Source organism: Parendozoicomonas sp. Alg238-R29, from assembly GCF_947331445.1.
Taxonomy (GTDB): domain Bacteria; phylum Pseudomonadota; class Gammaproteobacteria; order Pseudomonadales; family Endozoicomonadaceae; genus Sansalvadorimonas.
The window spans coordinates 1-16,220 of sequence record NZ_CAMZOG010000019.1 but is presented as its reverse complement, the minus strand read 5'-3'; the positions used below and the strand labels follow the sequence as shown (position 1 = coordinate 16,220).

Below are 16,220 nucleotides of genomic sequence, written 5' to 3'. Positions count from 1 at the left end.
TCATCCATTCTTTCAGCGAATTATAGGCTCAAAATCAGGACAAAAGATTACCGTTATCGGTTAATTGGTTGGTGAGCTGGGTTACATCTGTAGTTCCATAGGTTGAGGAAAGATCTACACCATCCAGCACAATATTCTGTACTACCGGGCCACCAGCGTTAGTACTGACTCCGATAGTTGTATCACCGCTTTCAAAACTGAAACTGAGAAATTCATCCAGATGCCCGGAAGCATTGTCTGGCAGAAGGTCTCTCAAATCCAGTACATCGCCAGCTACACCGGTGTGGAAATCGGTAATAGTGTCCACAGTTGGGCTATTCTCGGTTCCCTCATGGCCAGACTGCCAAACAAAGAAATCCTGACTATCACCACCGGTGAGCACATCACTCCCAGCTCCAGCAATGATTTCATCATTGTCTGCTGTGCCGTTAATAACATCTGTGCCAGATGTCCCGGTCTGGGTGTTATCAATACCCACAAGATTCAGGCTGATGGCTGAGGTAGAAGTCCAGTCGCTGGAAGCATTACCCCACACGTCATATTCCGTGACTGTTACCGAGATATTGATTCGCTGACCAGTCAGCGCTGAAATAGTTAACCCATCTGCCATAGCATCAATCTCTGTCAGCCCCGCTCTGATTCCTGGTGTTGTTGTCCATACCAGCTCCGGACTGCCTGCGGTGTTGCCTGTCACAGTGCCATTATCAGTCCACTCGGATGGAATATCGAAAGTCGTATCCGCTGGTTTTGCTATTCGTATTTCGGTAATACGGTCAGTGTCATTCTGGGTGGAAACAGCAAAATCAATAGGAATATTATTACTGGACGCATCAACACTATCGACAACTGTAAAATCGGTAAAAATAGCATTGTCGGCAATCTCAACTTCATTGGCTCCATTCACGTAAACCGTGAGAATGCTCTGGCTGGTATTACCGTCAGAATCTGTCGCTGTATAAACAAAGCGATCATTACCGGTCTCTCCTGCCGCGAGATTGTTTGTCGCATCCAGATTATTATTAATGTTGTAAATGTACCTTCCATCGCCCCTTATAGTGATCGTGCCGTATACGCCCTGAAGCGTAACCCCGGAACTGTCCACAGCCCGGGACGTCCCATCAGGAAGGGCAATGCTGTTAACTGAAGTTGCGCCCGTGTCATTGCTCAGCACATTACCTTCTACAAGCTGTTCCGCATTGGTTGCATTTTCAGGGTCATAGGTTCCTGTAGAAAGAACCCGTTCATCGATCAACCCTGTTTCAGTATCAATAGTAACCAACAGTGGTGACGTGGTGCTCCAGGTCACACCTGTCAGCTGACCATCAACGGATGTCAAAGCATGAAGGGAGCCTCCATCAAAAGCATTGGGCAAAGCTATGGTATTAGAACTGTTGCCATCGGGCTCAATTCGCACAAATGTGTATGCCTGAGGAGAGGAAACATACCCCTGTGTATAGAGAGCCCCATCGTGCCAGGTGATATCGCCAAATACATTTTCCTGCCCAGCATCAGATACATCACCAATATTTGTTCCTGCTCCTGAACTGGTATTCACCCGAAAAATTCCACCGTCATAACCGCTGGCATAGAGACTACCATCAGGGGCAAAGGTTAATCCGGTCACAGTTGAAATACTGTGCGCTCCAACAACAGTCGCAACCTGAGTGGCTGGGTCAATCGTGTACAGGTTGGCGCTGTCTGCGCCGTACAGTACTCCCGACGGAGACATAGCTATCGCGTACATATTGCTTGAGCCGGAGATAGCACCTAACTGGTGGGTTTCACCAGTATTAGCATTAACCACACTAAGAGAAACACCACTGCCGTTAACATCATCAAGCACATAAACAGAGCCTTCAGGTAAGGCTGACTCCGTGATTGTCACACTGTCTTCATTGGCAAAACTGTCTTCTATAACAGTCACTGTGAGATTGGCAGTCGATGTTGTTGTACCATCACTCACGGAGTAACTGAAAGTTTCAACCCCACCATTGATTGCGCTGTTAAATGGGGTGTAGGCATAGGTGCCATCAGAAGAAATAATCAGCGTGCCATAAGTACCGGATATATTGGTCGTTCCATAACGATCAACCGCCGTGTCATCAACCTGAGTTACTCTTAAAGTAGCGCCTTCCGGGTCTGCGTCGTTTGCAAGTAATCCAAGGCTTGAAACACTGTTAACGGACACCGACTGGTCTGACATCACAGATAAAGTGTCGTCTGCAGCTATGGGAGCAAGATTGAGCGACGAACTCAGATTAATCGCCAGACTTGAGGACGACGTTCCGCCATCAACATCCTCAATGGCATAGTCAAACGTTTCTACGGGTGAGTCTGTACCGCTAGTCAGCGTATTTATTTCAGCGTTATTCAATACACGATCATAAACCCGCACTTCATCAATCATGCCATCAAATGTGAAAGACCCTTCTTGCACGCCATCATGATATTTATTGACGGAGCCTGCAGATCCGATTCCAACACCACCGATCGCATCGTTCAGGCTTTGTGCACTATTCGATACACCGAAACTATCGCCATTTAAAAATGCTTCAAGAGTTCCAGCGCTGCCATCAAGTGTCAGGGCAACGTTATGCCATTGGCTGCTGTCCAAATTAGAAATATCTGTACTGAGATACTCACCGCTCCAGTTAGCGCCATCATGAGCACCTGCGTAGAGAGTGTTGTTCTGGATATAGATTATAAAACCACCGTCACCGCCGCCTTCTGTATAAAGAACCTGCCGATCACTCAGGCTGTTATCTTCACCAGGCTGGAATGAAAAGCTTATTGTTCTAGCCTCAACATCGCCTCCATTAGATTCAATGGGGTCAACATAGGTGTGGGCGACTTCAACAGAGTCGTTAAAGGGGGCATCTTCGGGGAGTACTTTTTTAATAACTACGTTATCGATACTGAAGGCGCGAATATCCTGTGAAAAACGCAGCTGTGTTGTTGGATCCCCTGAAGCCTGAAGAATGACTGTTTCCGTTGTTGTAACAACACCAGAGCCTGCTGGCTGCGAAAAGTGAGCGACATTTTCTCCATTCCATGACAACCATATGTTGGTTGTGCCGTGACTCTTGCTATGATAGAGAGTAAATGTTAGTTCATACTGCTCAATCGTATTATCACTGGTATCAACATCACGATATACTTGGGTTGACTGATAGTTTTTTAGTCTGCCTCCACCAGAAGGATCCAGGTGAGCATGGGCGCCACTGGCCTGCCATCCCTGATTGGTATAGTCATTAAAATCAGTATTGAGAACTTCTCCATTATCCACAGTGTAATTATAATCATCTCTCGTACTGTGAATATTTCCGACAGATACATGATCACCAATGCCATCCAGCCTGAGCGCACTTCCGGATAAGCCTCCAGAAACAATAGCTGCATTACCACGCAACTGACCATTATCAGAAACACTGTCCACACCAGATTGATCAAGCACAGCGGTTTCTGATGCTGGCTGATCAAAACTCCAGTGGGCAACCAAATCACTGTGTATATCAACCTCTTCAGCTGTATAGCTGTAAGAGCCATTATCCTGAATGGTCAGGGTTCCATAATCACCCTGTATTGTAGTGGAGCCGGAATCATTAATGGTTGCGCCATTCACAGTTCTGAGGGTAAGCCCTGTACCGGCATCGTTTAATAAAATGCCCGACTGTTGCACAAGAGATTCACCAAACAATATATTGGCTGTGTCCGATGCTGCCGCTGCTGCAATATTAGGAATAGGATCTGGGTCCGGAGTAGGTACAGGATCCGGCTCAGGAGTAGGTACAGGATCCGGCTCAGGAGTAGGTATAGGATCCGGCTCAGGAGATAGCGCCGTCGTAACCTGTGTACCACCAACTCTTACTAAAGGCTGTGGTGTAACTGGTGGAGTCACATCGATCGGGCTATTGGCAACAGGTTGAGCAATAGGAGGTGCTCCGGTTACCGACCCAAGTCCTTTGCCAGCATAGCCTTCTTCTGGAAGGTTGAAGCTTGAAAACAGAGGCTTGCCTTGCTCTGGCAGAACAGATGATGTAGATGTACCGTCCAGGGAGTTCAAAATATTATTTTGGAACGCCGGGGTTGTTCCAAAACTCTGAGTAAGCTCTGCCCCTCCTCCCCCCTCAGTCTCTGCCTCTTCACCAGCTGAAGGGTTTTGCTCTTCAGCTTTTATCACAGACTCAACAACCTTTTCTGGAATATTCTCAGCCTGTTGAGGAACAGCTAAAGAGCTATTGGCAGGCACATTGGTGACACTCCCATCAGGGTTCAACAATTCAACCGAACTGCCATTCGCTGTTTGCACAGTTTCTCCCGGTTGCAAAAGATTCCCTTTTGCCAAAACCCGAGTGGAACCGTCTGGGGTGACAGCTAAAACTATTCCTGTAATCTCCCCAACCTTTATCATGCCAGCTGCTCCTTCCATGTAACCTGCTGCCTTCAACTCATCAGGTTGCCGTCATTGGTCAGATTATTGATTAATGCTGTTGTGTCTGTTGTTCCGTAGTTCGCCGCAAGGTCGACATCCTGCAAAACTATATTCTGTACAACAGGGCCTCCTGCTGTTGTACTCACGCCAATCGTCGTTGAGCCATCTGTGGTTGTAAACGACAGATACTGATCAAGATTCCCCGATGCGCCATCCGGCAAAAGATCAGCGAGATCAAGAACATCACCCTGAGTACCTACCGCAAAGTCAGTTACGGTATCCACCGCTGGTGTTGAAGATGTTCCCTGATCTCCATCTTCCCAAACAAAGAAGTCGATGCCTCTGCCACCAGTTAAGGTGTCATCCCCACTACCACCGGTAATACTGTCGTTTTCAATAGTTCCAGTGAGAATATTGTTCTGACTGCTTCCTTCAATAGTGTTTTCAACAGTTACCAGTTCATCTGCACCGTTTATGTTCACTGTCAGCACAGCCTGAGCTGTCGCACTGCCACTTGTTGTTGTGTATACAAAGCGATCGTTGGCTGTTTCCCCTTGAGCCAGGTTATCAACCTGTTCAGCCTGGTTATTCAGGGTATAGGTGTAACTGCCGTTAGAGCGGATATTCAGCACACCATGGGCTGTCTCAACATCGACACCTCCCGAGGTGACCGTCACAGCATTGCCGTTTATATCCAGAATGGATGTCACTGACTGGGCACCGATATCGTTAGTCAGCACATTTCCTTCAAGTGTCGAGTGAGATAAATAGTCAGCTGTATCGTTTGGAAAACTCAGTTCAGACACATTACTTACGGAGGATACTGTCCCATTTGTTTTATCAATGGCTACCAGCTCATTAATGCCATTGAAACCATACAACTGTCCATCCTGCACAAGCAACGGGGAAGGATTGTCTGTCAGGGCTGTTTGCGTAAGTGGAACAATCGTTACGTTTCCGTCTCCATCGATATCAACACGGTGTACGAACCACTCATTGAATGTATAACCAACGGTGAAAAGAGATCCATCCAACTCTACGAGGTCATAGTAATAGCTTGGCCCGCTTCCAGGCGTGTTAGTCAATGCGGTTGTTGCGCCTGTCGTGGGATGTATAGAATGAATATTGCCATCAAAGCTGGTGGCATAAAGCATTCCATTTGGTCCGCCTCCAAATCCAGATGGGTCGAAAGGCAATGTATGGTCTGCTACATATGAGGTTTGTAGGCTCACAGGGTCAATCGTATAAAGCCCTGATGTTCCTATGCCGTAAAGGGTACCATCGAGCATCGCCACACCAATACCGCCACTTCCTCCCGTTATGCCTGTGACATTACCGAGAGGAACAACCTCCTGTGATACAGGATCAAACAGTGACAACTCCCCTGAGCTGCTTATCAAATAACTCACATCATCAGGAACAGCTTGCTCGGTAATAGATACAGAGTCATTTGAAGCAAAAGAGTCGGCCAAAACATTTACTGTCAATGTAGCCTGAGCCGTACTATTTCCATCAGAGATCGTATAGGAGAAAGTATCCACACCGCCACCCAAGGCAGAGTTCGATGGAACATAAGAGTAGGTGCCATCTGCAGCCACCAGCAGGGTTCCATATTGTCCAGCAATAGATGTTGCTCCGGATGACGCAACGTCTGTAGAGCCAACATGAGTGAGGGCTAATGAGTCACCTTCAGCATCGCTGTCATTCCCCAGCAAACCAGCAGATACGAGACTGTTTACTGATACCGCCTGCCCAGCGCCAACATTCAGCACATCATTGTTCGCATCAGGTGCTAGATTCTCCTGAGGGCGCTGTATATTGATATCAAGATCGGCTGTTGTTGTTGATTCGTAACTATCTGTGATCGTGTATGTGAAACTCTCGGTAAAGTCTCCAGTTTCATCAGTTAGAACCTGTACTTCCAGATTGGTGAGTGCGCGGTCATAAACACGCACATCGTCGATTAAACCAGAGTAAGTAAAACCTCCTGCATGACTGCCATCATGGAACATACTGGCAGAGTCTTCGCCACTGCTGGCACCGATTGAAACATCACCACTGTGCCCACTAACAGACTGTGCGTTGCTGACTTGACCAATCTGGGTACCATCCAGCCAGGCTGTCATTGACCCTGCCGAACTATCAAGAGATAACGTAACCCGATGAAATTCACTGGTATCCAGCGAAGAAATACTTGTGTTAAGAAATGCCCCAGACCAACCTGAGTCATTACTGTATGCACCGGCATACAAAGTATTGTTCTGGATATAAACAATAAACCCGCTTGTACCGTCACCTTCCTCATAAAGAATCTGGCGATTCACAAGGCTATTATCTGAATCTGGCTGGAAAGAAAGAGTTATGGTTCGAGCTTCAACAACACCATCATCGGGAACATTGATTTCTGATGATTCACCAACTTCAGCTCTGCCAGCTTCAACAGAACCTAGTCTGGCTGCTTCATAAAGTCGCGTTGCTTCTGTATTGCTGAGGGTTCCTTCAAAGACCTGGAGATCATCTACGCCACCACGAATATTATGCCAGCCATTGGTACCACCAAAATTAAGAGTCTGATGAATATCTGCATTTGAAGCGTGATAGCCATTTCCGGGAATATTGGTCAAACTCTGATCAATCCCATCAATCCTTAATGTAGATTGCGTTGGATTCCCATCATGAAACGTTGCCGTAACATAGTGCCACTCGTTAGCCAGGCCGGAAGATCCTGGTGCCAGTTCCAAGTCATCAAGACTTATACCGTGATTATCGTAAGCCCAGGTATTAAAGCCAATCGCCCCATCATTGATCCAGATATTGTACTGGCCAAAACTGGCGATCATGCGGTTTTCAGCTCCATCCCAGCGAAACCAGAAAGCAATAGTGACATCTGTTGCCTCAGCACTCAGCCCGGTATTGATATTGATTGTATTGGAGCCGTTTAACTCGATATGACTTGTACCCTGAGGTGAGGAACCAGTCACAACATTAAAAGAGCCGCCACTGGCTGAACCATTGTTATTCCCAACACTGTTCGCCACCTGGTTGGTGCCACTGTCGAGGCCATCCATTTCATAGCGACCAAGAAGGGCAGCATTACTGAATGAATCATTAATTCCGGCAAACGGATTATGAACATCACTGACATTCAATCTGAGAGCATTTCCAGTCACGCCACCGGAAACAATAGTTGCATCACCAGTTAAAGTACCGTTGTTTGCAATCTGGTCTGATGCTGCACTGTCAGAGAAAGCCCTTGAGCCCGTAGCCTCATTAAATTGCCATGAAGCAACCAGATCAGATGTGAGATCGAAATTATCGGTTATGTAGTTGTAAGTACCGTCAGCCTGAATTTCCAATGTTCCGTATTGCCCTAAAACAGTCGATGCTCCACTGGCTGAAATAACCGTACCGTTTACCTGTGTAACAGCAACATCGCTGCCAATATCATTCACCAAAACTCCCGTCTGTTGGTTCAGCCTGACGTGATAATTAACAGTCGCCGTATCATCTGATGCCGTCACATCGGGCAGCACTCCAAGAGCATAGGAAATAGGAGCTAAAGGGGTGGGTTCTGGCGCCTGAGGTTCTGGTGCCTGAGGTTCTGGCACCTGAGGTTCTGGCACCTGAGGTTCTGGCGCCTGAGGTTCTGGCGCCTGAGGTTCTGACACCTGAGGCTCAGGGGCAACGGCCGCTGCTGTCACCTCTGGAGAAAGAAGTGTCGGCTCAGGCTCTTCCTGAATGAACAACTGTGGAGCAGCTTCTTCCAAAAGAGGTGCGGGGCTTTGCTCATCTGATTGTTCAACACCAGCTGATGTTGCTCCTGAAAAGCCCCTAAAACTAAAGGGTTGAGGCTGTGAAGCCACAAATGACGAAGTGTCACTACCAACAGGACTGGATAGATAGTTGCCATCTAACCCGATATTATCTCCCCTGAAGGTTGGAGTGCCCAGACCAGTGTTGCTCTCCACTCCCGTTTGACCGCCAGCAACCTGCTCATTTGAAGATGCTTCCCCTTCACCAATAGCGGTTGCTCCAATTCCGGAGTGTTGCTGATCGGTATAGTCAGGTACAGCAAAACTCTGCCCTGCCAGTAGTGAGAATTCCTGACCATCAAGGGATAAAAAGCTGGCATTACCATTAGCCACAGACAAAACCTCACCGGGATAAATGGTGTCTCCGGCTTTCAAAATACGAACATTGCCTGCGGCATCTGTTGCCTTTAATATCCCTGTCACGTTCGAAACAACAATGGTCTGGTTTACTGAACCATTGCTGCTTACAGCATCATCCATGACTACTTCCTTAAATCATCAGATTTCCGTTGTCTGTCAGGTTATTTATCAATGCAGATGTATCAGTGGAGCCCACAGAAGCAGACAGATCGATATTCTCCAAAACGATTTGCTGTACAGCTTCACCGTTCGCGCTATCGCTCACGCTGATAGTGGTATTACCATCCTCAAAGTTGAAACTTAAATATTGATCGAGTTCATTCTGGGAAGCCGACTCTGGAATGAGATCAGTAATATTCAGCACATCCCCTTGCTGCCCTAAGGTGAAGTCAGTGATGGTATCCACTGAGGGAGTGATTGCAGTTCCGACATGCTCACTTTCCCATATGAAAACATCAGCACCGGCACCACCTGTCAGGGTGTCATTCCCTGAACCTCCAGTAATACCGTCATCGGTGCTTCCGCCAGTTAAAATATCGTTATTAACATCACCAATTAACTGCTGGTCGAGATGTATCAGCCTGGCATCAAGAGGAACGGTAGATGTCCAGCTGGAAGCAGCAGTGCCATCGTCGTTGTACTGGGTAACAGTCACTTCTACATGCAAGGTATCAGCGGCACTGTTGTTAATTCCCCCAAGAGTTAAACCAGCACTTGATGCATCGAGACTTTCCAAGCCTGCATTGTTTCCTGATGTTGCAGACCATGACCAACTATTGGAACCGGAAGTCACAGAACCGTTATCCGTCAGTTGCGAGGGAGAAGATAGCGTTCCATCACCATGGCCGCTGATCGTTAATCCAGTGATACGCTGATTAGTGCCGGCATCAACAACAAACGACAGAGGTTGAGCAGAAGAATCTCCAAAAGCATAAGCGCCTTGCGTCTCTGTAAATACAGGTGGGTTAGCAGTTGCGATATCAGTCGCGCCATTAATGAACAGTGTTAAAACACTTTGAGCAGTGTCGCCACCGGTGTTAGTGGCTGTATAAACAAACCGGTCGTTAGCGGTTTCACCTAAATCCAGATTCTCAAACTCTTCATTGGAGTTATCCAAATGGTAGGTATACGAGCCGTCAGCGCTGATATGAAGGTCACCAAAAGCGCCTTGAATAACCGTGATTCCGTCGCTGTTTATCTGAATATTCTGACCATTCTCTCCAGTAACCTGAGTAATGCTTATTGCGCCAATGTCGTTTGTAACAATGTTTCCTGAAGCTTGCCCGAAAGCAAACTGGCTGGCCCCAGAGACTGATTCTCCAATACTGGTCGCCAATTCTGTTGCAGCACCGGTATTTGGATCAACTTCAAATGTCTGGCCATCGGCATCAACACCAACCAATTCGCCATTCCTTGAAGCCAGCGCTGTGTAAGGAACATCCACTTGAGCGAGAGGTGTCACCATATTGCTGGTTAAATCGATCTTGGTAAGCCAGTCCTGACTTGGTCCAGACTGATGCAGAACGGTGTAAATCGCGCCATCATGCCAGGTAATACCGCCAACCGGTGTACCGCCGACACTGCCAATGGCCGTTGTTGTTCCGTCGGTAAGACTGACAGTGGAAATAACTCCAGCACTGTCCACCACATATACGGTTCCGTCTGGAGACATGGTCATGCCTTCTATCTGAGTAGAGACTCCATGATTCACCACACTGGAAGCCGTTCCACTGAAGATATCAATGGAGTAAATCTGGCCATCAGCAATGCCATACACATGGTTGTTGGAACCGACTGCAACATCATGAAAAACCGGGTTTCCAGAAAACAGTGTACGGCTGGCACCAGTTTCTGTATCCACAACCAAAAGACGACTACCTTCTGAGTCATAAACCAGAATACTGTCGTCCGGCCCTTCCGACTCATAAACAGTTGCAGTGTCTGATGAAGTGAAGCTGTCTTCCAGAACATTCACTGTTAACTCTGCCGTTGTGGTATTTGATCCATCACTCACAACATAGGTGAACGTTTCGGTTTCACCTTCTGTAGAGCTATTAAAAGGGGTGTAGCTGTAAGTACCATCAGCTGAAACCATCAGTGTTCCATAATCGCCGGCAATATTTGTTATACCTGTTGCGCCTACAGCTGCTCCGTTAATAGAAGTCACTATTACGTTATCACTGCCAGCGTTGGCTACATCACTGATCAGGCCGAGGGTTTCTGTAGAAACTGTTGCAGTGTTTTCATCCAGAGCAACATTCAAAGTCTGCCCTTCCACTGTAAACTCTGGTTCAGGAGGCAATGCGGAGTCTGGAGCCGTCTGCACAGGGGCTTCCGCTGGGACTTCCGTAGGGACTTCCGTAGGGACTTCCGCTAGATCTTCCGCAGGGACTTCCGCAGGGACTTCCGCTGGATCTTCCGCTGGAGCATCTGTTTGATTATCATTCTGCTGATCAACTGCCCTGCCACTAACACTCCGACTTGCACTTGCACTGAAATCTCCAGATAGAGGAGTGGATTTCATACCCTGAGGCTGGGCTGCAGTAGTTTCGTCAGGAAAGATTTCGACGGGGGTTAGAAAATTTACCGCCGGGCTAAGCATTGGCGTCGAGCCTGAGCCCTGCAATTCCAGCGTTCCACCTCCAGAGTTTACTTCTCCTGGGGGCTGTGGACTCGTCGAATGGCTCTCGCCATCACTATATTCATGGGGAACATCTTCAATCTCTGCTGGCTCTTCCGAGTTACCAGGAGCTATCTCATTCTCAGAGGATGGCTCATAAAAAGAATAGGGAGCCTGAAATGTAGAGTTACTGCCCACAGTTGTCAGTTCACCATTCGCCATACGAACCTGAATCTGACTGCCATCAACAGTTCTTACCGTTTCACCGGGAGCCAGAGTTGCACCAGGCTCAAGCGGTACAAGGTTTCCGTCAGCAGTCTCAATAAAGGCTGCACCTTCTAAGCTGACCACAACTGCAGCATCACTGGAAGATTGTTGAGACATTTCTTCCCACCCTCTGACATCGAGAAGACTCCCTGCTTAAGAGAACACTGTATTCTCTTAAGCAGAGCCTATTTTCAGCCTAGAAGGTGGAGATATATCTATTAGTAGTGAAATAAAATTAATAAGAGAAGGGATATATCTTCTGGTTATCAAAAACCTGAGCAGCCATGCTCAAGTCATCTCTCCGTCAGAGCGTTGTCACGGGCTTTTAGAATGGGTTTCAGCAGGTAAGAGAGTATGGTTTTCTTGCCTGTAACAATATCCACCTGAGCGTGCATGCCGGGGATAATTTCCAGAGGTTTTTCCTCTGTCCCAAGATGGTTGCTTTGGGTACGAATCAGAACCTGATAGAAGCTTTCACCTTCTTCGTCGGTAATCGTATCTGCGCTGATATGATCAACAACACCTTCCAGACCACCATAAATTGCGAAGTCGTAAGCTGTCAGCTTCACAATAGCTCTGTCACCAATCTGGATAAACGCAACATCCTTGGGATTGATTTTCGCCTCTACCAGCAGAGCTTCTTCCACAGGAACAATTTCGACCAAATCCATACCTGGTTGCACAACACCACCAACGGTAGTGACATAGATTTTCTTGACGATTCCCGTCAAAGGTGCGCGCACTTCGCGGCGAGCCACCTGATCCACCAGCGACTTTCTGGACTCGGTAAGCTGGGCTAGCTTCACTTCCTGATCACGCAGCTCCTCTTGTGCTTCTTCCTGGAATTTCAATTCAACTTCTCTTTCACGGCCTTTTTGTTCCTGCAATGTTGATTGCAGGCGGGGAAGGCTTAACTCAGCTTCGTTGAGTTCTGAAAGCAGATCATTCACTCGCTGTTCCAGCTGAATCATTTCAACTTCAGACACAACACCTTTTAAAGCCAACGGCTGTGTCATAGACAGCTCTTTCATGCCTAAATCATAACTTCTTTGAAGGTGATCCCGGCGGGTTTCCATAGCCCGCACTTCCTGCTCACTCTGCCGAATCTTTTCCTTAACAATAGCGACTTCCGCCTCCAGACCTGCACGACGACTGTTGTAAAGCTTCACCTCACGTCGTTGAACTCTAGGATATTCAGATATCTCACTGGGAAAAACCAGCTCTTTATCTTCTGCCAATGCCTTGAGGCGGGAGATGGAAGCCAGAACACTCAGATACTCAATCTCTGACTCCTGATAGGTGGAATTGAAGCTGGTGTCATCAAGCATCATCAGCACCTGGCCCTTTTCAACCCGCTGACCTTCACGCACCATGAGTTTTTCGAGTATCCCCCCTTCCAGGTTCTGAATAACCTGCAAACGGGAGGAGGGCACAATCTTGCCATCACCACGTGTAATCTCATCAATTTCCGCCCAGGCAGCCCAAGCAATTGCTATAGCCAGCGCAAGAAAACAAATAAAGATGAGTAGTCGCCCTCCTTTTGGGGATTTCAGCAGCATAGCGGCCGAGGCATCAGACATATATTCCAACTCAACTGCCGATGCCTTTCGGGGAGGGCGCCCCCCCCTTGGAAACTGGGTAACAGGAGCCTTTTGCCCCTTGGGAATAGGTGGGCGTTTTTTCTTACGCCCACGTTTCGGATCGAGCGGTACGGTTTTCTTATCAGAGTTCTTGTCCGCCATCAGGAAATCCTCAACTTGCCTTCACGCAGAGCAGCAAACACCTGATCTTTAGGACCATCGGCCACAACACGCCCCTGATCCATTACTATCAGTCGATCAACAAGCTCCAACATAGACGCTTTATGCGTTACCAACAGCAGCGTTTTGTATTCACAATACTTGCGCAAATTTTCCCGCAACCTTGTTTCTGTAGTGTTGTCCATCGAGCTACAGGGTTCATCGAGCACAATAATAGGCGCATCCATTAACATCGCCCGCGCCAGCGAAACACTCTGACGTTGCCCGCCAGACAAACTTGCCCCACGTTCCCCCACTTGCATATCAAGGCCATCGGGATGCCGGTTCGCAAATTCCTTTACTCCCGAAAGTTCAGCAGCCTGTAAAATAGCGCCGTCATCCATGTAGCTGACGCCAAGAGCAATATTTTCTTTCAGGGTTCCATACATCAAGGTCGAGTCTTGCAGAGCACAACCAATATTGTGACGAAGGTCAGAAGGGTTAATCTGGCGCAGATCCACTCCATCAACCCGAACTGCGCCATGTTCTGGCTGATACAGCCCAAGTAACATCTTCTCAACAGTGGTTTTTCCAGAACCTATGCGCCCGATAATCCCAACTTTTTCACCTGCCTTAATTCGCAGACTGACATTATTGAGAGCTTTAAATTCTTGTCCTGGATAGGAGAAATTCACCTGATCAAACTCAATATCACCCTTAAGAGTAGGGCGATGGGCAAATGCCTTACCTTCCGGGCGATCTGAAGGCATTTTCATAATGTCGTTCAGAGCATCCAGCGCAACCTTGCTCTGGTTATATCGCGTTGAAAGGCCGGCAACCTGCCCCATAGGAGCAAGAGCACGACCAGAGAGCATCACTGTAGCAATCAGTCCGCCCATACTGAGCTCACCAGCAGTAATCAGGTAAACCCCACCAACAACCATTGCTATGGTCACCAGTTGCTGAACAAAAGCAGCAATAGTTCCGGCAGATGATGAGAGCATCTTGCTCTTGATTCCCCATTTGGCGATATGGCCAACATTCTTTTCCCAGCGAGCCTGCATATCACTTTCCGCCCGCGCTACCTTCAGGCTTTCAATGTTAGTAAGTACTTCTATCAGGGTCGCATTCTTTTGCGCAGATGAGCGTACTGTTTTATCCACAGACCGCCTTAAAGGGCCTTGCAGAGAAAAACCATAAGCAGCAATCAGTAACGCTCCAATAGCAGGAACAATAGCAAGCGGCCCTCCAATGAAACCAATAACCAGCACAATCAACAGTGTGAATGGCAGGTCTACCAAGGCTGTAACGGTAGAAGATGTTATGAAATCCCTAATACTCTCGAATTCCTGAATGTTTCTTGAAAAGGAGCCCACAGACTTAGGGCGAGACGCCATGGACAACCCCATCACCTTTTCAAATATTCGAGAAGATAGAAGAATATCGGACTTTTTACCTGCAAGATCAATGAAATAACTGCGCATCAACTTCAACACAGTATCAAAGCTAAACAGGATCAGCGCCCCAAAAGCGAGCACCCACAGAGTTTCTATCGCATTGTTGGGAACAACACGGTCATAAACGTTCATAACAAATAATGGGCTGGCGACTGCGAATATATTGATAAGAAATGAAGCCAGCAAAACATCCCGGTAGATTCGCCAGGACTGGGTGATTGTCCCCCAGAACCAGTGTCTGGAGCGGACTTTTAATGTTTCCGGCGTTCTGTCGTCGTACTGGTACTTCTCTTTAATGAAAAATGTGTGGCCTGCATATTCCTTGGCCAACATATGTAGTGAAACTTCTCTGGTACCAGTTCCAGCCTCAGGCATGATGACTCTGGCCTGACCACTTTTCTTGTCCAGAGCAGTCATTACGCAGGCTTTACGCCCTTTAAGAAGCAAAACTGCAGGAAGTACCAAAGGTGAAATACGTTTCAGCGAGGTTTTTACCAGCCGAGCAGAAAAGCCTCCGCGGGAAGCTGCCCGAATAAACAGTTCGACCGTTAGCCGCCCATCCTTGAGGGGTAACCCATGCTTGAGGGCATCAGCACTGCTGGGGTGCCCATGTATACGGGTAACCGTGACCAAACTGTCAAGCAAAGGGTCAAGGTGGGTGGAACCATCCCTGGGAACAGACCAGTTGTTTTGAGCATCGGCTGAAGCAGACATAAGACCGATGGAACCTTTCCTGAGTACTCTAAAGGAAGACTAGGAGGATATGAGCAAGAGAGGGGAAGATGAGGGAAATCACGTCATAAAGCAGTCATCTACTTCTCCCTCATGATTGCGTCGGCTTTCAAAATGACCATTTCAGCTCTACTGTACTCCGATTTTCTGGCAGCGACTCCGGAACAATCACAGAACCTCTGCTTAGTTATCTGTACACCTTGTGTAAGTAAACTGAACAAGAGAAGAACCTGGTTCGACACAGATTGTCTATTGAGAACTTTATATAAAGTTCAAAAATACTATGAACCCTGTACCACCCTCTCAAGGATCCAGCTCCCCTTTACCAACACAACCGCGGCGTTCCAGCCGCAAAAGAACCAGTGGTAACGCTGAACGTCCGCCCTCTACGAAAAGAAAAAGTATAAAGCTACAACCCGCATTGGGCACCGTCTTCATCAGAGGCAGTGAGGTTTCAGGTACGGTATCAGCGGGCATGGGAGTATTCAGCAGAGCCAAAGAGCCGGGTGGAATTGCTTTTGTCAAAGGCGAAAAGGTTCTACCGATAGAAGGCTGTCTGGCTTTAAGGGTAAATCTGGACAATGATCGATATTTGGAATGGTTATACGATAACGGTCTTATACATGGATTAGAGGAAAGCCCTGATGTTATATGGTCTTCTGTTGGCTTATCCACCGATGTTAATGGAAAAATTCACCGTGTTGAAGTGGGCACACGCCCCGAGCAGGGCAATCTCATTTGGCCTGAAGCAATAAATCCATCGGTGCTTTCTGGCATTCTGAGCCCCCATGCTCAGGGTGC

The 16,220-nt window shown here is 47.6% G+C and carries 6 protein-coding genes; 1 reads left to right on the top strand and 5 read right to left on the bottom strand.

The genetic code is table 11. The features are described from left to right. Window positions 1–34: 34 nt before the first annotated feature. The 5 genes from QMA35_RS06865 to QMA35_RS06845 form a co-directional block, all read right to left on the bottom strand. Window positions 35–4,429, bottom strand: coding sequence for a VCBS domain-containing protein (locus tag QMA35_RS06865; RefSeq protein ID WP_281646399.1), 4,395 nt, complete (start codon window positions 4,427–4,429; stop codon window positions 35–37). Window positions 4,430–4,443: 14 nt separating this feature from the next. Continuing rightward, window positions 4,444–8,724, bottom strand: coding sequence for a LamG-like jellyroll fold domain-containing protein (locus QMA35_RS06860; RefSeq protein WP_281646398.1), 4,281 nt, complete (start codon window positions 8,722–8,724; stop codon window positions 4,444–4,446). Window positions 8,725–8,734: 10 nt separating this feature from the next. After that, the gene (locus tag QMA35_RS06855; protein WP_281646397.1) at window positions 8,735–11,608 is read right to left on the bottom strand and encodes a type I secretion C-terminal target domain-containing protein; all 2,874 of its coding nucleotides are present in this window, start codon (window positions 11,606–11,608) and stop codon (window positions 8,735–8,737) included. Between the two features lie 176 nt (window positions 11,609–11,784). Beyond that, window positions 11,785–13,233, bottom strand: coding sequence for an HlyD family type I secretion periplasmic adaptor subunit (locus QMA35_RS06850; protein ID WP_281646396.1), 1,449 nt, complete (start codon window positions 13,231–13,233; stop codon window positions 11,785–11,787). Next, on the bottom strand, window positions 13,233–15,401 hold the full coding sequence (locus tag QMA35_RS06845) for a type I secretion system permease/ATPase (protein ID WP_281646395.1): 2,169 nt from the start codon (window positions 15,399–15,401) through the stop codon (window positions 13,233–13,235). Before QMA35_RS06845 ends, QMA35_RS06850 begins: the two co-directional genes overlap by 1 nt. 493 nt (window positions 15,402–15,894) lie before the next feature. Here QMA35_RS06845 and QMA35_RS06840 point away from each other — a divergent pair. Then, window positions 15,895–16,220 (top strand): hypothetical protein (locus QMA35_RS06840; RefSeq protein WP_281646394.1); only part of this gene is annotated, 326 nt, incomplete at its 3' end.

Coding starts and splice junctions, on each gene's coding strand:
- QMA35_RS06865 (WP_281646399.1), bottom strand. CDS start 4,429: ATGGAAGGAGCAGCTGGCATGATAAAGGTTGGGGAGATTACAGGAATA.
- QMA35_RS06860 (WP_281646398.1), bottom strand. CDS start 8,724: ATGGATGATGCTGTAAGCAGCAATGGTTCAGTAAACCAGACCATTGTT.
- QMA35_RS06855 (WP_281646397.1), bottom strand. CDS start 11,608: ATGTCTCAACAATCTTCCAGTGATGCTGCAGTTGTGGTCAGCTTAGAA.
- QMA35_RS06850 (WP_281646396.1), bottom strand. CDS start 13,233: ATGGCGGACAAGAACTCTGATAAGAAAACCGTACCGCTCGATCCGAAA.
- QMA35_RS06845 (WP_281646395.1), bottom strand. CDS start 15,401: ATGTCTGCTTCAGCCGATGCTCAAAACAACTGGTCTGTTCCCAGGGAT.